General features: G+C 65.0%; 18 protein-coding genes and 1 pseudogene. 11 read left to right on the forward strand and 8 right to left on the reverse strand.

Annotation, left to right across the window (positions count from 1 at the left end; translation table 11 throughout):
- The first annotated feature begins 42 nt into the window (after nt 1-42).
- The 3 genes from Q7V45_RS06760 to Q7V45_RS06770 all read left to right on the forward strand — a co-directional run bounded on the left by Q7V45_RS06760 (nt 43) and on the right by Q7V45_RS06770 (nt 4,744).
- Nucleotides 43-882: a universal stress protein gene (locus tag Q7V45_RS06760; RefSeq protein WP_304849020.1), complete on the forward strand. Its 840-nt coding sequence runs from the start codon at nt 43-45 to the stop codon at nt 880-882.
- 134 nt (nt 883-1,016) lie between these two features.
- Nucleotides 1,017-1,856, forward strand: a complete 840-nt coding sequence (locus tag Q7V45_RS06765; protein ID WP_304849023.1) for a universal stress protein — start codon at nt 1,017-1,019, stop codon at nt 1,854-1,856.
- Between the two features lie 92 nt (nt 1,857-1,948).
- Nucleotides 1,949-4,744, forward strand: coding sequence for a cation-transporting P-type ATPase (locus Q7V45_RS06770; RefSeq protein WP_304849026.1), 2,796 nt, complete (start codon nt 1,949-1,951; stop codon nt 4,742-4,744).
- 162 nt (nt 4,745-4,906) lie between these two features.
- Here Q7V45_RS06770 and Q7V45_RS06775 read toward each other — a convergent pair whose 3' ends face one another.
- The 4 genes from Q7V45_RS06775 to Q7V45_RS06790 all read right to left on the reverse strand — a co-directional run bounded on the left by Q7V45_RS06775 (nt 4,907) and on the right by Q7V45_RS06790 (nt 9,879).
- Complete coding sequence (locus tag Q7V45_RS06775; protein ID WP_304849029.1) at nt 4,907-5,581, reverse strand: DUF429 domain-containing protein; 675 nt, start codon at nt 5,579-5,581, stop codon at nt 4,907-4,909.
- Nucleotides 5,582-5,588: 7 nt separating this feature from the next.
- The gene (locus Q7V45_RS06780; protein ID WP_304849033.1) at nt 5,589-6,806 is read right to left on the reverse strand and encodes an NADP-dependent isocitrate dehydrogenase; all 1,218 of its coding nucleotides are present in this window, start codon (nt 6,804-6,806) and stop codon (nt 5,589-5,591) included.
- Between the two features lie 80 nt (nt 6,807-6,886).
- Complete coding sequence (locus tag Q7V45_RS06785; RefSeq protein WP_304849036.1) at nt 6,887-9,109, reverse strand: NADP-dependent isocitrate dehydrogenase; 2,223 nt, start codon at nt 9,107-9,109, stop codon at nt 6,887-6,889.
- Nucleotides 9,110-9,285: 176 nt separating this feature from the next.
- Nucleotides 9,286-9,879, reverse strand: coding sequence for a TIGR00730 family Rossman fold protein (locus Q7V45_RS06790; RefSeq protein WP_304849039.1), 594 nt, complete (start codon nt 9,877-9,879; stop codon nt 9,286-9,288).
- Between the two features lie 146 nt (nt 9,880-10,025).
- Between Q7V45_RS06790 and Q7V45_RS06795 the strand changes: the two genes are divergently transcribed.
- From Q7V45_RS06795 to Q7V45_RS06825, 7 genes and pseudogenes are all read left to right on the forward strand, one after another.
- On the forward strand, nt 10,026-11,141 hold the full coding sequence (locus Q7V45_RS06795) for a LysM peptidoglycan-binding domain-containing protein (RefSeq protein ID WP_304849042.1): 1,116 nt from the start codon (nt 10,026-10,028) through the stop codon (nt 11,139-11,141).
- A 22-nt stretch (nt 11,142-11,163) separates the two neighbouring features.
- Nucleotides 11,164-11,862: pseudogene (locus tag Q7V45_RS06800) on the forward strand (phosphatidylserine decarboxylase); the annotation flags it as partial.
- 9 nt (nt 11,863-11,871) lie between these two features.
- The gene (gene pssA, locus Q7V45_RS06805; protein ID WP_304849045.1) at nt 11,872-12,705 is read left to right on the forward strand and encodes a CDP-diacylglycerol--serine O-phosphatidyltransferase; all 834 of its coding nucleotides are present in this window, start codon (nt 11,872-11,874) and stop codon (nt 12,703-12,705) included.
- A 15-nt stretch (nt 12,706-12,720) separates the two neighbouring features.
- Nucleotides 12,721-13,332 carry a CDP-alcohol phosphatidyltransferase family protein gene (locus Q7V45_RS06810; protein WP_304849048.1) on the forward strand — a complete coding sequence of 204 codons (612 nt, stop codon included), beginning with the start codon at nt 12,721-12,723 and terminating at the stop codon, nt 13,330-13,332.
- A 193-nt stretch (nt 13,333-13,525) separates the two neighbouring features.
- Nucleotides 13,526-13,684, forward strand: coding sequence for a Flp family type IVb pilin (locus Q7V45_RS06815; protein ID WP_304849051.1), 159 nt, complete (start codon nt 13,526-13,528; stop codon nt 13,682-13,684).
- 16 nt (nt 13,685-13,700) lie between these two features.
- Nucleotides 13,701-14,198, forward strand: a complete 498-nt coding sequence (locus Q7V45_RS06820) for a prepilin peptidase (protein WP_304849054.1) — start codon at nt 13,701-13,703, stop codon at nt 14,196-14,198.
- Nucleotides 14,199-14,242: 44 nt separating this feature from the next.
- Nucleotides 14,243-14,812: a hypothetical protein gene (locus Q7V45_RS06825; RefSeq protein WP_304849056.1), complete on the forward strand. Its 570-nt coding sequence runs from the start codon at nt 14,243-14,245 to the stop codon at nt 14,810-14,812.
- A 4-nt stretch (nt 14,813-14,816) separates the two neighbouring features.
- Here Q7V45_RS06825 and Q7V45_RS06830 read toward each other — a convergent pair whose 3' ends face one another.
- The 4 genes from Q7V45_RS06830 to Q7V45_RS06845 all read right to left on the reverse strand — a co-directional run bounded on the left by Q7V45_RS06830 (nt 14,817) and on the right by Q7V45_RS06845 (nt 17,414).
- Nucleotides 14,817-15,587, reverse strand: coding sequence for a glucose 1-dehydrogenase (locus Q7V45_RS06830; protein ID WP_304849059.1), 771 nt, complete (start codon nt 15,585-15,587; stop codon nt 14,817-14,819).
- 316 nt (nt 15,588-15,903) lie between these two features.
- On the reverse strand, nt 15,904-16,209 hold the full coding sequence (locus Q7V45_RS27015; RefSeq protein ID WP_370692560.1) for a NepR family anti-sigma factor: 306 nt from the start codon (nt 16,207-16,209) through the stop codon (nt 15,904-15,906).
- 39 nt (nt 16,210-16,248) lie between these two features.
- Complete coding sequence (locus Q7V45_RS06840) at nt 16,249-16,830, reverse strand: sigma-70 family RNA polymerase sigma factor (RefSeq protein WP_304849066.1); 582 nt, start codon at nt 16,828-16,830, stop codon at nt 16,249-16,251.
- A gap of 119 nt (nt 16,831-16,949) precedes the next feature.
- Nucleotides 16,950-17,414 (reverse strand): sigma-70 family RNA polymerase sigma factor, encoded by a 465-nt coding sequence (locus tag Q7V45_RS06845; RefSeq protein ID WP_304849068.1) that lies wholly within the window; start codon nt 17,412-17,414, stop codon nt 16,950-16,952.
- 465 nt (nt 17,415-17,879) lie between these two features.
- Between Q7V45_RS06845 and Q7V45_RS06850 the strand changes: the two genes are divergently transcribed.
- On the forward strand, nt 17,880-18,683 hold the full coding sequence (locus tag Q7V45_RS06850; protein ID WP_304849071.1) for a response regulator: 804 nt from the start codon (nt 17,880-17,882) through the stop codon (nt 18,681-18,683).
- The last annotated feature ends 2 nt before the right edge of the window (nt 18,684-18,685 follow it).

The following is an 18,685-nucleotide window of genomic DNA, read 5'->3' on the forward strand; positions in this document are numbered from 1 at the left end:
AGCATCAGGGTGGTGCCGCCACTACATAACGAAAGGGTTCCCATGAGTTCCATTCTCGTCACCGTCGACGACACGCCTTCCGCCATCGCCGCCAGGGGGCTTGCTGCGGCACTCGCTCGACAGTGCGGCGCCCAGGTGAGAGGCGTGACCGCGCTGGATGTCAGCGATCTCGATCGCGTCGAGCCGGTTCCGATCGGCGGCGTCCAATACGCCTACGACCGATTGCAGCATCGCAAGAAGCTGACGGAAGAACGGCGCGCAAGGATCGCCGAACTGCCGGAGGTGTTTCGGCGTTCCCTGGCCGACGAGGGAATGGATGCTGTGTGCTCCATGATGGAAGCGGACGTGCGCGATGGATTGCTTCGGATGATCGAGACCTGCGACCTCGTCGTGACCGGCCGGGATGCAGAGTTTCATCTCGAGGCGGTCGAGGGAGTGACGCCCCTCGTCCACCACATCATCGCCAAGGGGTGCCGTCCGGTCGTGGTGAGCGGTCCCCAATGGATCGAAAAGGGCCCCGTCCTGGTGGCGTACGATGGAAGCGCGCCGTCCGCGAAGGCATTGCAGGTCGCGACGCTGATGGGGATTTTCGGATCCTCCGGGGCTCGCATCCTGTCGATCGGGCGCGAGAAATCGGCCGCCCTGTCCGTTGCTGAACGAGCCCGTTCATTCCTGGCTCTGCATGACATCGATGCCGACCTCGAGGCGGTCGCAACGACGGAAAACCCGGCCGATGTCCTGCTGAGGCGTGCTTCGGAGACGGGTGCGCGGATGCTCGTCATGGGCGCCTTCGGTCATCGCGGATTCCGGGAGATTCTCTTCGGCTCCACGACACGGCACCTGTTCGACAGCGCTCCGATTCCGCTCTTCATCTACCACTGAACGAGTGAACGTCTGGCCTTCGCAGTTGACCCAGATCAAGGGCAGGCACGAGGTCTTTCTTCAGAATTGCACAGCATGTGAGGTGAGGCCGTCGGCCGTTCCTCACGCTCGGCTTAGTCAACTGGAGAGGCAACATGATCACGACCCGCAGGACCTACATGCCGTTGGCGACCTATCCGGAAGCGGCCGCAGATGAGGCCATCCTGGCGGCTGCCGGCTTCGCCATGTCGCTGGGAGGCGCGCTCGAGGTTACGACCTTCTCCGTCGACATTCCACGGGTGCAGTCGCCGTTGGCCGGCCTGCTGATCGACATCCCCGGTCTGGTTCAGGCGGCCGAAGACAAGAGCAAGTCCGAATGCGCCCGGCTCCAGAGCCTGATCGGCGGGCTCGGGGCTCCTCCCGCCGTGAATTGTACGAGCCGGAAGATCCTTCTGAGCGGGCTCCTCGATGCGGCTGCCGCCGAGGCTCGATACTACGACCTGGCGGTGCTTCCCTGGTCCAGGGAAGAGGCTTCCGCCCAGAATCTGATCGAGGCCGTCGTATTCGGATCCGGTCGGCCAGCCATTCTGGTGCCGAGTTCCGCGCGGCCGCCCGCCCGGCTGGACCATATCGCGATCGCGTGGGATGCAAGCCGGGTCGCCGCCCGGGCGCTCGGCGATGCCCTTCCACTTCTGGCAGAAGGTGGTCGCGTCACGGTGTTGACGGTCGGCGATGAGAAGCCTCTGGCCGGCGCAGCTCTCGCCAGCCTTCTTGCTTCCTCGCTGGAGAAGCGGGGGGTGAAGGCACATCCAATCGAAATCACTCTCGGCGAAAATACGATTGCCCAGGCGTTGCAGGAGAAGGCCCTGGCGGAGGGGGCGCAGATGCTTGCGATGGGAGGGTTCGGCCATTCCCGCCTCCGCGACTTCGTTCTCGGTGGCGCAACCACGGGGGTGTTCGCCGAACTTCGCCTGCCGGTGCTGCTCTCGCACTAGCCCTCGTCGCCTGCCGATCCGGTTGGCTGCAATCACATAAACCGCGCTCTGACGACCTGTGTCGCCCAGGGCGCGGCTGGGAGTCCGTGACGATGCGGGAGACCCTGCCGGAAACTTCAGGTTCAGGAGCAGCGGGACGTCCCGGCGCAACAGCGGGCGTCGATGTGCGGCTGGATCTCGATCGCGCCTGGCACACCCTCGGACCTTCGGAGTCCCTGGAGGCGCTTGGAACCCGACCTGAAGGGCTTGGTGCGGGCGAGGCGGCGCAACGGCTCGCGTCGTGGGGCCCCAACCGACTGCCGCAGGGCCACCATCGCAGCATCCTCGTGCGCTTTGCGCTGCAATTCCATAACCTCCTCATCTACGTCCTGCTGGCAGCCGCTCTCCTGGCGGCAGCCATCGGCCATGGCACCGACGCGTTGGTGATTCTCGCCGTCGTCGTCGCCAACGCCGTCATCGGCTTTGTCCAGGAGGGGCGTGCGGAGAAGGCGCTCGAGGCGATCCGCGGCCTGATCGATCCGCATGCTTCGGTGATGCGCGACGGCCATCGCCAGACCATTCCTGCCGATGACGTCGTGCCCGGCGACATCGTCCTGCTCGAGGCGGGTGACCGGGTGCCGGCCGATCTGCGCCTTGTCAAGGCGCGCAATCTCCGGGTCGACGAGGCCATCCTGACCGGCGAATCGGTGCCGGTCGACAAGGCGATCCGAGCCGTCGACGTCGCCGCACCGGTGGGCGACCGCTTGTGCATGGCTCACTCCGGGACGTTCGTCACCGCCGGTCAAGGCTCAGGCGTTGTAATCGGCACGGGCGCGGCCACGGAGCTCGGGCGGATCAGCGCAATGATCGGCGCCGTGGAGCAGCTGGCGACCCCTCTCGTGAAGCAGATGGACCAGTTCGCGCGGCAGGTCACCGTGGCGGTCATCGCCGTGTCGGGCCTCGTGTTCCTGTATGCCGCGTTCGTGCAGGCCTACGCCTTCGACGATGCGTTCATGGTGGTCGTCGGCCTGGCGGTCGCCGCTATTCCCGAAGGTCTGCCTGCCGTCATGACCATTACGCTTGCCGTCGGCGTGCAACGCATGGCGCGACGCAATGCAATCATCCGTCGCCTGCCCGCCGTGGAGACGCTCGGCGCCGTCTCGGTGATCTGCTCCGACAAGACCGGCACGCTGACCCGCAACGAGATGACTGTGACCTCCGTGGTGACGGCGGATCGACGGATCGTCGTCGAGGGGGTCGGCTATCGGCCCGAGGGTCGGTTTGCTGTCGACGGCTCGGATGCGATCGATCCGGCCGCCGATTCCGTTCTCGAGGAACTCACCCTGGCGGGCCTCCTGTGCAACGATGCCGAACTCCGCCTGTCGGGCGACGAATGGATTGTCGACGGCGATCCGATGGAGGGCGCCCTGGTGTCGCTGGCCCTCAAGGCAAGGCACGACATCACGGCCGCCCGGACGAGCTTCGTCCGCCGCGACGAAATCCCCTTCGATTCGCGCCACCGCTACATGGCGACCTTGAATGCTCGCCGGGATCGTCGACCGGCGATCTATGTGAAGGGCGCTCCCGAACGCATCGTCGACATGTGCGACCGGATGGCCACGTTCGAAGGCGACAGGCCGATCGATGCGGATTGGTGGCGGCAACAGACCGACAGGCTCGCAGCCGAGGGCCAGCGGGTGATCGGCGTCGCCCGCCGGACCATGCCGGCAGATGCCGCCGAAATAGTGCCCGCCGACGTCGAAGGGTCACTCACTCTGCTGGGCCTCGTGGGCCTGATCGATCCGCCCCGTCCGGAAGCCGTCGCGGCCGTTGCCGAATGCCGGTCGGCCGGCATCCGCGTCAAGATGATCACCGGCGATCATGCTGCAACCGCGCGCGCCATCGCTCTGCAACTCGGGCTCGCGGCAGACCCCGTGGCGGTTACCGGACAGCAGCTCGACGCATTGGATGAAGCCGCATTCAATCGTCAGGCGCAGGACTCCTCGGTGTTTGCGCGCACCAGCCCCGAACACAAGCTTCGCCTCGTAGAAGCCTTGCAGCTGGACGGTTCCGTGATCGCCATGACCGGCGACGGGGTCAACGATGCACCGGCGCTGAAGCGCGCCGATGTCGGTGTCGCCATGGGCAGCAAAGGTACCGAAGCAGCCAAGGAGGCGAGCGAGATGGTGCTCGCCGACGACAACTTCGCCTCCATCGTGGCCGCCGTCCGCGAGGGCCGCACCGTCTACGACAACCTCACCAAGGTGATCGCCTGGACGCTGCCGACCAACGGCGGGGAGGCTGTCACGATCATCCTCGCCATCCTGTTCGGCCTGACCCTGCCGGTGACGCCGGTCCAGATCCTGTGGGTCAACATGATCACGGCGGTCGCGCTGGGCCTCACGCTGGCCTTCGAGCCGACCGAGCCGGGCGCCATGCGGCGTCCGGCGCGGCCGACGGGGCAGAGCCTTCTGTCCGGCCGGCTCCTGTGGCGGATCCTGTTCGTCTCGGGCCTGATGGTCGTCGGGACCTTCGGGATTTTCGCCTGGGCGGAGAGCCGTGGACTTTCGGTCGAGACCGCACGGACCATGGCTGTGAATACTCTCGTCGTGATGGAGATCTTCTATCTGTTCAGCGTGCGCTACGTTCACGGCACGTCGCTGACTTGGCAGGGCGTGCTCGGCACGCGCCCCGTCCTGATCGGTGTCGCGGGGGTCGTCCTGGCCCAGTTTGCCTTCACCTACCTGCCGCCGATGCAGGCGGTTTTCGGCACGGCCCCTGTTGCGCTTGCCGATGGCGCGGCAATCGTGGCGGTTGGCATCGCGCTGCTCGTCGTCGTGGAGATCGAGAAACGCCTGGTAGCCCTGTTCGCCCGGCGGTCGGCCGAACAGGCGCGCTCCGTACTTTAGCAGGCCTGAAAGAGTGGGAACCTTGGCGCATAAACGAAACAAACAAAATAAACGAAATAAATGAAACGGAGGTCGCGCCCCCCTGAATCCAGACCCACGGTGGCCGTTGACGGGTCACTGTTGCTCGCCGCTACCTCCGAAAAGCCCATTGTTAACAGCCTCTTAGAACCAGATGTTCATCGGCAGGCCGTAGCGGTCACGCTCTTGCTCCGCCCCCAGGCGCGTCGCCGTGCCCTCGGCGATCAGCAGGGCCGTGCGACAGACGGCCATGGCATCGAGGAAGTCGTCGCGGGCCGCACCGGGGAGCGATCGCGGTTCCCACGGGAAGCCGTGGCGTGCGAGCAACTCAAGGCGCTCGGCGAAGCCTTCGGGGCGGCGCTTCCTGCTGAGCACCGGCTTGCCGCCGTTCATGCGGGCGAAGGCGAGTTCGGGATGGGCCTCGCGGATGACGCTCCGCAGCTTGCTGCTGTCGCGCAGCAGCTCGTCGAGCTCGTGTAATTTGGGGAACAGATGGAACGCCTGCCGGGTCAGCCCGGCGCCCAGTCCCTTGCTCGTGGTATTGGCCTCCGCGTAGCTCGCGCAGGCGAGGGCGGGGCGGCAGGGGCTGGGAAATACCGAACTCGCCTTGCCGGGAAGCAGGGTCCGCGCCTCGCTTTCGCAGGCGCGACCGGGGCGAGGCGAGTCGAGGAGGCCGACCGGCATGTCGACGGCCAAAATCGAAAGACCCTCGCAGGCGTCCGCAAGGGTCTTCACAACTCTTATATCCAGGGCACCATCGGTGTCGCGCCGGCAGACCACCCAGCCGGTGCGGCAACCGTCGGCGCCGGCGACGATCAAACGGGGCCTACCAGCTGGCCATCTGGGTCTTGAGGTTGCCGTCGAGCACGGCAAGGAACTCCTCGGTGGTCAGGTAGGCCTGGTTCATGCCGATCAGGAGCGCGAGGTCCTTGGTCATCTTGCCGCTCTCCACGGCCTCGACGCAGACCTTCTCCAGCGCTTCGGCGAACTTCACTACCTCCGGCGTGTCGTCGAAGGAGCCGCGGTACTTCAGGGCCTGCGTCCAGGCGAAGATCGAGGCGATCGGGTTGGTCGAGGTCGGCTTGCCCTGCTGGTGCTCGCGGTAGTGGCGCGTCACCGTGCCGTGCGCGGCCTCGGCCTCGACGGTCCTGCCATCCGGAGTCAGCAGCACGGAGGTCATGAGGCCCAGCGAGCCGAAGCCCTGGGCCACCGTGTCTGACTGGACGTCGCCGTCGTAGTTCTTGCAGGCCCAGACGAACTCGCCGTGCCACTTCAGCGCCGAGGCAACCATGTCGTCGATCAGGCGGTGCTGGTAGTGGATTTTCTTTGCCTTGAACCTGACGGCGAACTCCTTGTCGAAGACTTCCTGGAACAGGTCCTTGAAGCGGCCGTCATAGCGCTTGAGGATCGTGTTCTTGGTCGACAGGTAGACCGGCCAGCCGCGCATCAGGCCGTAGTTGAACGAGCTGCGCGCGAAGCCGATGATCGATTCGTCGAGATTGTACATCGTCATGGCGACGCCGCCCGCCGGGAAGTCGAACACCTCGTGCTCGATGACCTTGCCGTCCTCGCCCTCGAAACGGACGGTGAGCTTGCCCTTGCCCGGCACCACGAAGTCGGTGGCGCGATACTGGTCGCCGAAGGCGTGGCGGCCGATGACGATCGGATGCGTCCAGCCCGGCACCAGGCGGGGCACGTTCTTGCAGACGATCGGCTCGCGGAAGATCGTGCCGCCGATGATGTTGCGGATGGTGCCGTTCGGCGACCGCCACATCTCCTTCAAGTCGAATTCCTTAACGCGTGCTTCGTCCGGCGTGATGGTCGCGCACTTCACCGCGACGCGGTACTTCTTCGTGGCCTCGGCCGAGTCGACGGTGACCTGGTCGCCGGTCCTGTCGCGATTCTCGATGCCCAGATCGTAATATTTCAGGTCGATGTCGAGATAGGGAAGGATCAGCTTGTCCTTGATGAACGCCCAGATGATGCGGGTCATCTCGTCGCCGTCCATCTCGACGACCGGGTTCTTCACCTTGATCTTCGGCATCTTCCGGACCTCACAATTCCCGTAACGCGCAATCTAAAAAGCCGCCCCGGTTGCCCGGGGCGGCTTGACCTGTCGCCCTGTTAAAGAGCGGCGAGCGCTTCGTTCAACGTCGCACTCGGCCGCATCCCGGCCGAGGTCTTTTTCTGGTCGGGCAGGTAGTAGCCGCCCGTGTCCACCGGCTTGCCCTGAGCGGCGATCAACTCGGCGTCGATCTTGGCCTCGTTCTCTTCAAGAACCTTCGCCAGCGGCTTGAAGCGGGCCGAGAGGGACGTGCTGTTGTCGCGCCGGGCCAGCGCCTCTGCCCAGTACTTGGCCAGATAGAAGTGGCTGCCGCGATTATCCAGTTGGCCGACCTTGCGGGCAGGCGAACGGTTGTCCTCGAGGATCTTGGCGTTGGCCTCGTCGAGCGTCTCGGCCAGCACCTTCACGTCCTCGTTGCCGGTCGTCTGGGCGAGGTGCTCCAGCGAGGCGCCCAGCGCCAGGAATTCGCCCAGCGAATCCCAGCGCAGGTAGCCTTCCTGCTGGAACTGCTCGACATGTTTGGGGGCGGAGCCGCCGGCGCCGGTTTCGAACAGCCCGCCGCCGTTCAGAAGCGGCACGATCGACAGCATCTTGGCCGAGGTGCCGAGTTCCATGATCGGGAAGAGGTCGGTCAGGTAGTCGCGCAGCACGTTGCCGGTGACGGAGATGGTGTCCAGCCCCTGGCGGATGCGCTCGAGCGAGAACTTCGTGGCCTCGACCGGCGCCATGATGCGGATCTCCAGGCCCTTGGTGTCCTCGTTCTTGAGGTACTTCTCGACCTTGGCGATCAGCTGCGCATCGTGGGCGCGCCTGGTGTCGAGCCAGAACACGGCCGGGGTGTTCGTGAGCCGCGCGCGGCGCACGGCGAGCTTGACCCAGTCCTGGATCGGCTCGTCCTTGACCTGGCACATCCGGAAGACGTCGCCGGCCTCGACCTTCTGCTCCATCAGGACGGCGCCGTCCTCGGCCACGACCCGCACCGTACCGGCCGAGGCGATCTCGAACGTCTTGTCGTGCGAGCCGTACTCCTCGGCCTGCTGCGCCATCAGGCCGACATTCGGCACCGAGCCCATCGTCTTCGGATCGAAGGCGCCATGCGCCTTGCAGTCCTCGATGACGGCCTGGAACAGGGTCGAATAGCAACGGTCGGGGATTGCCGCGACCGTGTCGTACAGCTTGCCGTCGGCGCCCCACATCTTGCCCGACTCGCGGATCATCGCCGGCATCGAGGCGTCGATGATCACGTCGCTCGGGACGTGGAGGTTCGTGATCCCCTTGTCGGAGTTCACCATCGCGAGACCCGGTCGCTTGGCGTACTCGGCCTGGATGTCGGCCTTGATCGCGGCCTTCTCGGCGTCCGGCAGCGTCTCGATGCGGGTGAGCAGGTCGCCCAAGCCGTTGTCGGGATCGATGCCGAGCTTCTTGAACGTCTCGCCGTGCTTGGCGAACACGTCGGCGAAGAACACGGAGACGCAATGGCCGAACAGGATGGGATCGGAGATCTTCATCATGGTCGTCTTGAGGTGCAGCGAGAACAGGATGCCGTCCTTCTTCGCCGCCTCGATCGCCGAAGCGTAGAAGGCGCGCAGCGCCTTGGCGTTCATCACCGAGCAGTCGATGATCTCGCCGGCCTTGAGCGGAATCCTGGGCTTCAGCACCGTGGTCGCGCCGTCGGCGGCAACCAGCTCGATGCGGGCATTGGTCGGTGCCGCGAGGGTCGTCGCGACCTCGGAGCCGTAGAAGTCGTGGGCCGTCATGTGGGCGACGCGGGTCTTCGAGTCCTTGCTCCAGGCGCCCATCTTGTGGGGGTGCTTGCGGGCGTACTGCTTCACGGCGCCGGCGGCGCGACGGTCGGAATTGCCCTCGCGCAGCACCGGATTGACGGCGCTGCCCAGCACCTTGCCGTAGCGGGCACGGATTTCCTTGTCGGCCGGCGTCGCGTCGCTGTCGGGGTAGTTCGGGATGTCGTAGCCCTTGGACTGCAGCTCCTTGATCGCGGCCTTGAGCTGCGGGATCGACGCCGAAATGTTGGGCAGCTTGATGATGTTGGCTTCGGGCTTCAGGGTGAGCTTGCCGAGTTCGGCCAGCTCATCGGGAATCTTCTGCTCGGGCTTCAGCCTGTCGGGGAAGTTGGCGATGATGCGGCCCGTCAGCGAAATGTCCTTCAGCTTCACCTTCACGCCGGCTGTCGCGACGAAGGCCTCGACGATCGGGAGGAGGGAATACGTCGCAAGTCCAGGGGCCTCATCGACCTTCGTCCAGACGATTTCGAGATCTGACATATCTGCACCTCCGTGCGCCGCTTTGGGTTCGGCTGGGTTGATAAATTGCTGATTGTGGCCAGTCTTGTTGCACCGCCGGGAGGCAAAGGCAATCTGGGCAGGACGTCTACGGGCGGCCCGCGCATGACGGGCTGAAAGCACGAAAAAGTCGGCCTGCCTTCGGTATGCGAAAGGGATCAGACCTTGTCCAGGCGCTTCTCGAAGCCCGCGGACGCGGGCATTGCCGCGATTGCGGGCAGGACGTCCTTCAACTCGCTCACGAAGGCGACATGGTCGAGATGGCTCGGCTCGGCGAAACCGCCCTCCACGACGCCGCGGAGGAGCGCGGCCAGGGGCTCCCAGTAGCCACCCTGATCGATGATCACGATCGGCTTGCTGTGGAGGCCGAGGGTCCGCCAGGAAAGGACCTCGAAGAACTCCTCGAGGGTGCCGATGCCGCCGGGCAGCACGACGAACCCATCCGACCGCTCGAACATCTGCAGCTTGCGCTCATGCATGGTCTCCACGACCACGGTTTCGGTGAGCGCCGGATGGCCGGCTTCGCGCTGCAGGAGAAAGTTGGGAATGACGCCGACCGCCCGGCCGCCGGCGTCGAGGGTGGCATTGGCGACCAGTCCCATCAGTCCGACGCCGCCGCCGCCATAGACCAGGGTAATGCCCTCGGCGGCCAGAAGGCGCCCCAGGCCGGTGGCCGTCTCGCGAGTGGCGGGATCGGTACCGAAACGGGCGCCGCAGAAGACGCAAAGCGAGGAGGGGGTGAAATCGGGCACGAAAGCTGCTTTTCTGTTATGATCCAGCGCGTTTCCGCGCGCGCATGACGTGGTATTGTTACGCAAAGGCTGGCTGCGACGCCAATGGGGATGGTGGTCGCACCGTTGGGAGGGCGATGTCACGAACTGTTTTCGGGCTGGTCGCTATGGGCGCGGTGGTGATCGCGATCGCGCTGGGCGTCGCATGGCGCGGGAAACTGAGCGAGCAGGCCGCCATCGATCAACCGGTCAAACCCGTCATCGGCGGGCAGGCCCCTGAGCCCGTGGCGGTGGCCGCCGCGCCGGCCGCACCTGTCACCGTGCCCGCTGCACCTGCCGCCGCGCCTGCCGCTTCCGCTGCGCCCGCCGCATCCGCTTCACCCGCCGCACCCGCCGGAACGACGACTGCCCCGGCGCCGGTGCCTGCGCCGGCCCCTGCGACTGCCGCCGTCCCCTCGCCATCGTTCGACGTCGCTCGGATTGGTGCGGACGGCCGGGCGGTGATTGCCGGGCGCGCGGCGCCCGGCGCCAAGATCGTGCTGCTGGACGGCGGCAAGGAGATCGCCAAGGGCGCATCCGATGCGCGCGGGGAGTGGGTCATCATCGTTCAGGATCCGCCGCTTGCGGTCGGCCAGCACGAACTGCGCGTCGTGCAGCATATCGAGGGCAAGGCGCCGCTTACGTCGGAGCAGGCTGTCGTCGCCGTCGTGCCGGAGCCACCCGCGGCGAATGCACCGATCCAGCCGCGCGCGGAAACGCTGGTCATGATCTCACCGCCGGCCGGCGCCGCAACGCTCGTGCAGCCGCCCACGACCGCCGGCCTCCCGAAGGCAGCCGACCTCTCTGTTTCGACGCTGGATTACGATGACGGCGGCTATGTCACCGTGTCGGGCCTTGCTGCTCCGGGCACCGTCGTCAGGGCCTATGTGAACGACAGGATGGTCGCCGAAGGCAGGGCGGCCTCCGACGGTCGCTGGCGGCTCAAGCCGGCGGATCCGATCGGACAGGGCAAGCACCTTCTCAGGCTCGACCGCATCGCCACCGACGGGAAGCCGGTCGCGCGTCTCGAACTGCCGTTCGATCGCGTTGTCGTGGCGCCGGTTTCCAGCACCGACGGCAGGCGGCTTCACATCGTGAAGGGAGACAATCTCTGGAACATCGCCCAGGCGCACTATGGTGCGGGGTGGCGTCACACCGTCATTTTCGCCGCAAACAAGGATCAGGTTAAGAATCCCCATCTGATATACCCGGGGCAAATCCTCAGCCTGCCGAAGGTCAACTAACCTTCGGACAACAGAGAGCGCGCGACTCATGCTTGCCAATTTCCTGGTGCCGATCCTCGAGGACGGTTGGCGCTTCATCGCCTTGTTTGCCGCGGCGACCTTCCTGGCCGCGTTGACCGGTGTGGCCTGGCTGTTCTGGCCCCTGTTTCTCGTAACCCTTTGGTCGATCTATTTCTTCAGGGATCCCTCGCGCGGCGTTCCGCAGGATGACGGGCTGCTGATCGCTCCGGCCGACGGTCTGGTGCAGATGGTGGTCGACGCGGTGCCGCCGGCCGAACTGGGGCTGGGCGACAAGCCCCTGACGCGGGTCTCGATCTTTCTCAGCGTCTTCGACGTGCACATCAACCGCAGCCCTTGCGCCGCCATGGTCGACGTCGTGGCCTATCGGCCGGGCAAGTTCCTGAGCGCCAATGCCGACAAGGCCAGCGAGGACAACGAGCGCACGGCGCTGGCCTTGCGCCGGGCCGATGGGCGAGTCATCGGCTGCGTACAGATCGCGGGATACGTGGCCCGCCGCATCGTCTGCTACGTGAAGCCGGGGCAGGCGGTCGCCGCCGGGGAACGTTTCGGCCATATCCGCTTTGGTAGTCGTACGGACCTTTACCTGCCGGAAGGCGCGCGTCTTCTGGTCTCTCCGGGGCAGCGCATGATCGGCGGCGAAACCGTCATGGCAGAACTCGATCCCGTGGTGACCGGGCCGCGTCTCGCCGTCGAATTCTAGGGAGTCGACATGGACAGCGACCTGCGCTCGCAGCGCGGCGGATTGCGCGGCTTTTCCATCAACCGTCTGATTCCGAACATCCTGACGCTTGCTGCCCTGTGTTCTGGGCTGACGGGCATACGCTTTGCCCTGCAGGGAGAGATGCGGCTGGCGGTGATCGCCATCATCGTGGCGGCGATCTTCGATGCCCTGGACGGCCGCGTGGCGCGCCGCCTCGGTGTCACCAGCCGGTTCGGCGCCGAGCTCGATTCCCTCTCGGATTTCCTCTGCTTCGGCGTTGCGCCGGCGCTGGTCCTCTATCTTGCCTCCCTGACCCATGCCGGGGCCCTGGGCTGGGTCGTGACGCTGATGTTCCCGATCTGCTCGGCGCTTCGCCTTGCGCGGTTCAATACGGCGCTGGTTTCCGACACGCCTCCGCCGGTCTGGACGGGGTCCTACTTCACCGGCGTGCCGGCACCTGCCGGCGCCCTCCTGGCCTTGATGCCGCTCATGCTGAGCTTCGAAATCGAGGCCGCCTGGCCGCGCCATGCCACCGTCGTCGGTGTCGTGCTGGTGGTTGTGGGCGGCCTGATGGTCAGCCGACTGCCGACCTTCTCGTTCAAGAAGGGCAGGATTCCGCGTCATCTGGTTCTACCCGCGATGCTGGCTGCTGCATTGGTCATGGGCGTGCTGGCCAGCGCGCCCTGGATCGCGCTGTCCCTGATCGGCTTCGGTTATATTTGCCTGATACCGTTCAGTGTGATGTCGCACCGTCGTCAGACCCTGCAGGACCGCAAGGCTGCAGAGGCCGCGGCGGTGGTGCCCTTGCGCTCCGTCGACGCCGGGACACGGCCGAACGACTGATCGGCCACGGCGCCGATGCTTGACCCATTGTTGCGGCGCTGGATCGGTCCGCCGCTCGACCGTGCCGGCGCCTGGCTTGCGGGGCGCGGCATTACGGCGAACGCCGTCAGTGTGACGGGCCTGGCGGTCGGATTGGGCGCCGTGCCGCTCCTGGCGTTCGGCCACTATGGTGTGGCGCTCCTGATGATCCTACTAAACCGGCTGCTCGATGGGCTCGATGGCGCGGTCGCCCGGCATGGGCGGCCGACGGCTCTCGGTGGCTATCTCGACATCGTGTGCGACATGACCTTCTACGCGGCCGTTCCGCTGGGGTTCGCCCTTGCGCAGCCGGATAACGCCGTCTGGGCGGCGCTGCTGCTCGCTTCGTTCGTCTGTACCTGCGCCTCGTTCCTGGGCCGCGCCGTGCTGGCCGCCGGCCGCGGGGAGCGCGACCCGGGAACAAGAGGGCGCAAGTCCTTCTTCCATTCGGCAGGCCTGATGGAAGGCACGGAGACGATTCTCGCCTTCGTCCTTTTCTGCCTCCTTCCGGGCATGTTCCCCTGGCTGGCGGGGGCGGTGGCCGCCCTGTGCTTCTGGACGGCGGCGGCGCGTGTGTTCGAGACCTTCCTCGCCGACTCAATTTCTTGATTATCGGATTTCGAGGATTCTTCGAACCTGCCGGGCAGGCTGCCCGTTGCCATCAAAAATTCCCATTGGAATCATAATGTTGGAAATGATGACACAAAAGGGTCGGATTTCGTTGACCTAACAAATTACATTAAGTACCCTTCCTAAGTTGATTCGGCGCCGGGCCGGAAAATTGAGGCTGGAGGCTTAAGACATGCTTTCGATCTTCCGTCGCTTGATGAAGAACACCCAGGGCGCCACGGCGGTCGAATACACGCTGATCACCTCGCTGATCGCGGTTGCCGCCATCGCCTCCATTCGCTCCGTCACCGACAAGGTGAGCCACGTGCTCGGGACGGGGATTCTAAACTGACGCGCCGCAGAAGGTCTTGCCCGACCTGGCAACGCTTTCGCAGACGGTCTGCCTGATCGCCTTGGCCGGCCTGCTGATCGCAGCAGCCTGGCAGGACATGCGCACTCTTCACATTGGAAACGGGCTGTCGATTGCGATCGCGGCCCTCTTTGTCGGCTGGGCCATCATTGGCCTGATCGCCGGTTCCTACACGCTTCAGGCCCTCGGCCTTTCGATCGCCTGCGGAGCCGGCTTGTTTGCCGTCGGCGTGGCGGCCTTCGCCATCGGAATTCTGGGCGGCGGCGACGTCAAGCTCTTGGCCGCCGTGGGTCTGTTTGCCGGCCCGGCCGGGATTCTCGACCTGTTGCTCGTTACGGCATTGGCCGGCGGTTTGTTGGGCATCGCCGCCCTGGCAGGAGTGCCCATCGGGCTCGTCTCGACCCAGGGCGAGGCGGCGCTGCGGAGAAGACTGCCCTACGGCCCCGCGATTGCGGTGGGCGGTCTTTGGGTTGCGTCGAGGCTGGCAGTCGGTTGAGATTGGGCGACGAACAGGGAGAGCCAATGCCTTCGCCGATCGCAATGACAATCATCGCTGCCTTGGCGGCAACGGGTCTGGCAACCGCCGCGACTGCTCAGACCGCGCCGACGCCGGTACCGCGCAGCCGTGTCGAGGTTCCGACAACTCCCGGCGTGCCCGAGTTTCGCGATCCCAAGACGGGCCAGATCTGGACGCCGGAGAACGTCGGGCGGGGGCCGATCGGCAAGCCGACGCCGGCCGATCTTGCCTTCGATCCGCTGGCACAGGCCGAGCGGATAAAGGGCGTGGTGGTACAGCGTCCCAACTTCACGCCCCTGGGGTGGTCGGCGCCGAGTGCTGGGCCGGCCACGCCCCTCGTGACGATGGACAATGCGAGCCTGCGGGCCGTTCCCGGCAAGCGCTGGCAGGTCGTCCTTTACGTGAACAACAACAGCGCGGGCACCCTGGCGCCGATGATCGACTGCCGATTCATCAACGCCGGCAAGCTGGTCGAGGAAACCCGCGTTCTGGTGCCTGGCGTCGGCGCCGGCGTGCGCGGTGGACTCACGATCTACGGGCCGAAGACCGACCTGTTCGTCGATCGCGCCGACTGCCGCGTCGTTTCGCCCTGATCGCCTAGCCCTGAACCGAATAGCCGCCGTCGACCGTGATGGCGGCGCCGGTGACGTAGTCCGAGGCGGATGCGGCGAGGAAGACCGCGATGCCCGCGAAGTCGTCGGGCGTGCCCCAGCGCCCGGCCGGCGTCCGCTTCAGCACCGAATCGTGCAGCGCCGGCACGTCACGGCGCGCGCGCTGGGTCAGCGCAGTGTCGATCCAGCCGGGCAGGATCGCATTTACCTGGATATTGTCCTTGGCCCAGGCGGTGGCCATCGCCTTGGTCATCTGCACGATACCGCCCTTGCTCGCGGCATAGGCTGTCGTGAAGGACGCCCCGAAGATCGACATCATGGAGCCGATGTTGATCATCTTGCCGCCACCGGTCTTCATCATCGCCGGGTAGGCGGCCTGGCTGCACAGAAAGGCGCTGGTCAGGTTGCTGTCCAGAACCTGATGCCATTCGGCCGAGGTGTACTCCTGTGGCTGCTTGCGGATGTTGATTCCGGCGTTGTTCACGAGGATGTCGAGCCGTCCGTGGGCCGCGACCGCATTGGCGATGAGCGCGCGGCACGACTCTTCCTTCAGCACATCAACAATGGTGGAACTGGCGTTCGCCCCGGTCGCTTGCAGTTCCTTGACCGCCGCCTCGTTCTTGGCCGCGTCGCGTCCCGCGACGACGACGGTCGCGCCGGCGCGCGCCATGCCGAGGGCCATGCCGAGACCGATGCCGCCATTGCCGCCGGTGACGACGGCCACGCGGCCGGAAAGATCAAAAAGCTTCATGGCCATCTCCCGTTCCTCAAACTCCACCTATAGCGAACCGGGGGAACCCGAAACAGAGGCGGGCCGTTAGTGCCGGACAGTGGCGTGAGCACAACCTGCCTGAGCACAAGCACTTTCGCAGCACGAGTCCGTGGCCTGTCGGCCGGGCTGACCGGCAGGTCGCGGACAAGGGTGGCGGCGATCGCGAGATCGCCGCCATTTTCTGCGGAAGGGTTTGGTGGAAAGAGTAGCCGAACCCCACTGGCTCGAGCGGTGCAACAAGCAAAAGCTTGGATATACTGTTGAGCCGTCAGAAGACTCGCGGGTATGGAGCCTGTCGGCCCTACTTCTTTGGCGGGTCTTCGGGGGAGTCGCCCTTCTTGTTCGCGGCGGCGTCCTTGTCGATGAGGTTGAGGAGATCGTCGGGCAGCGGCTCGCTCGCGATCTCGTCGTACATCGCGTGAAGCTGCTTGTGCAGCCACATGTCGAAAGGCCGATCGTTGCTCCGAGGCTTGGAACGCGCCTGTCCTCCAGCGCGTCCCGCATCGGGCTTATCGTCGTCAGTGGCCATAACATGCACCCCGGAGGCGGATGTCCACTCCGCGGGATCCTGTCCGACCCATCCAACTCTCCCCGTGGGACTACTCATGACTTTGTCGCACTCAATTGTCAGACTTGGAAGCAGACTTTAGCGAGTTGCGACAGCCGATTCGTCGTCGCGGAGCGCCGTGGAGGTCCGCCCGGACTCTGAGGGGCGGCGTGTCTCGCCTTCCAGCAGGAGGCGTTCGAGCGTGTCGCGAGCGCGCGAGATGCGGCTCTTGACCGTCCCGACCGATACGCCGGTATGTTCGGCGATCGTCTCATACGGCAGTCCTTCGAGGACCGCGAGAAGCAAGGCTTCGCGCTGCGCCGCAGCAAGCTTGCCGAACGCAGACATGAACTCCCGCATCACCAGGCCGCTGTCCTGATGGGGGGGGTGGGAGAGCGATTCGGCAATCGCGGTGTCGACGGGTACGGTCGGACGGCGGCGGCGGAGGCCCGAAATGAATTCGTTGCGCTGGATACGAAACAGCCAGGCGGCGAGGTTGGTGCCGGGCTGGAAACTGTTGCGGCCGGTGAGCGCCTTGATCACCGTGTCGTGCACGAGGTCGTCCGCTGCGTCCCGGTCGCGCGTAAGAGACAGAGCGTAGATACGCAGGCGGGGCAGGATCGTCTTGAGCTGCTCGTGGAAGTCCCGAGTACCGTCATCCTGCTTGGTCTGCGTGCTCATTGGCGATCTCCAGAAGTTGCATCCTATGGAGAATGAATGCCGGAGACCGGGATTGGTTACACAGTTATCGTGAAATCCTTCAAGCTGTTGCGAATACACAATAAATCGTCCATGCACCCCTACTGGAGTCTATCTGAAAGATACTTGCGAGCTCGCGATACGCGCGCTTTGAGGGTTCCCACCGAACAACCGCACAGTCGGGCCGCTTCCTCATAGGAAAAGCCGCCCGCCCCGATCAGTACCAGGGCTTCTCGCGATTGCGGGTTAAGCTTCCACAGCTCCGAGGAGAGCTCCTTCAACGCCATTGTGGCTTCGGGATTGTCCACCGCGGCCAAGGGCGTCGCCGCGTCGTTGTCGATCGTCAAAGGACGGCGACGCTGCGTCCTGAGATCGGAGTAGAAGCGATTGCGCATGATGGTGAAGAGCCAGCCCTTGAGATTGGTGCCTGGCGTAAACTGGGTCTGCTTGTCGAGAGCGGCCAGAACGGTGTTCTGAACGAGATCGTCGGCCGCCTCGCGCTCGCGACACATGAAACGTGCGAAGGCACGCAAGTCGGGTAGGAGCGCGACGATCTCTTTTTTCATCACCTTTCATCTGGGGACGGTGGCGCAAGGGTGAAAGGGAAAATTGCGACGGCAACCCAGATGTAGGTGCATTTGCTATGACACGGGTACCCGGAATCGGTTGGCAGGGAACCTTCGCGGAGGACGTGCGTTGTGATGCCGAAATGTTTCCATGACGAGGAGTGTATGGGACGCGCGGCAATCCTTTGGTTCCTGGGGTACCGATACCGGTCTTGTTGTTGATGTGGGTATTGGGGTGGCTGCACTGAGATCGGCTCAGGAGGCTGGAAGTCGATATTGCGGACGGGTCCGTCGGGACCCGTCCGCAAACATTTTCGCAAGGGCAGACGCGGGGCAGCGTCTGTGCCCGAGCCGCGGGCGATGCTGCAATAGTCAGTTGTCTGCAGACGCGCACGGCGTAGTGTAGGCGTTGGACCCGGGACAGCCTGCGGCGAGACACGCTTTTGAGTGATGAGGGAGAACGACGTGGCTGAAGAGCAGGTAGCTTCGAGGAAGGTGTCCGAGGCGATCACGAGGACGCTGCCGTTCCTGCGTCGGTACGCGCGGGCCGTTACCGGTTCGCAGCAGCGGGGCGACGAATGGGTCAGGCTTTGTGCTGAGGTTGCGGTTCAGCAACCGGACCTCATTGCCGAGGCCGAGGATACCAAGCTTGGGGTCTTCGCGCTGTTTAACCGTCTGCGTCAGCCGTTCGGAGACATGGAGGATGCCGCGAGCGGCGGCGAGAGTGTTCGCGGACGCCTGAAGGAATCACTCACGGAAATGGCTCCGATGCAGCGTCAGGTCCTGTTGTTGACCGTGCTGGAAGGTTTCACCGTCAGCGATGCCGCGCATATCCTGGGCGTCAGCATCGATGCGGCCGAGCGCAGCCTGGAGGAAGCGCGCCGGGAGCTCCAGCGAGTCGCCTCGGTTCGGATTCTCGTCATTGAGGACGAAGCCGTCATCGCCCTCGACGTCGCTGACATCGTGCGCAACGCCGGCCACGAGGTCGTGGGCATCGCGGCGACCGAAAAGGCTGCCATCGAGCTTGCCAAGAAGCATTCGCCGCATCTGGTGTTGGCCGACATCCAGCTTCGCGGTTCCGACAGCGGGATCTCGGCCGTGAACCAGATCATGAAATCGATGTCCGTTCCGGTGATCTTCGTGACGGGCTTCCCGGAGCGTCTGTTGACGGGCAAGCAGGTCGAGCCCGCCTTCGTGATCTCCAAGCCCTTCGATCCCGACCTTCTTCGTGCGGCGATCGCGCAGGCGCTCGACACCGTATCGATCTGAGA

Source organism: Reyranella sp. (assembly GCF_030651995.1).
In the GTDB taxonomy this organism is placed as follows: Bacteria; Pseudomonadota; Alphaproteobacteria; order Reyranellales; family Reyranellaceae; genus Reyranella.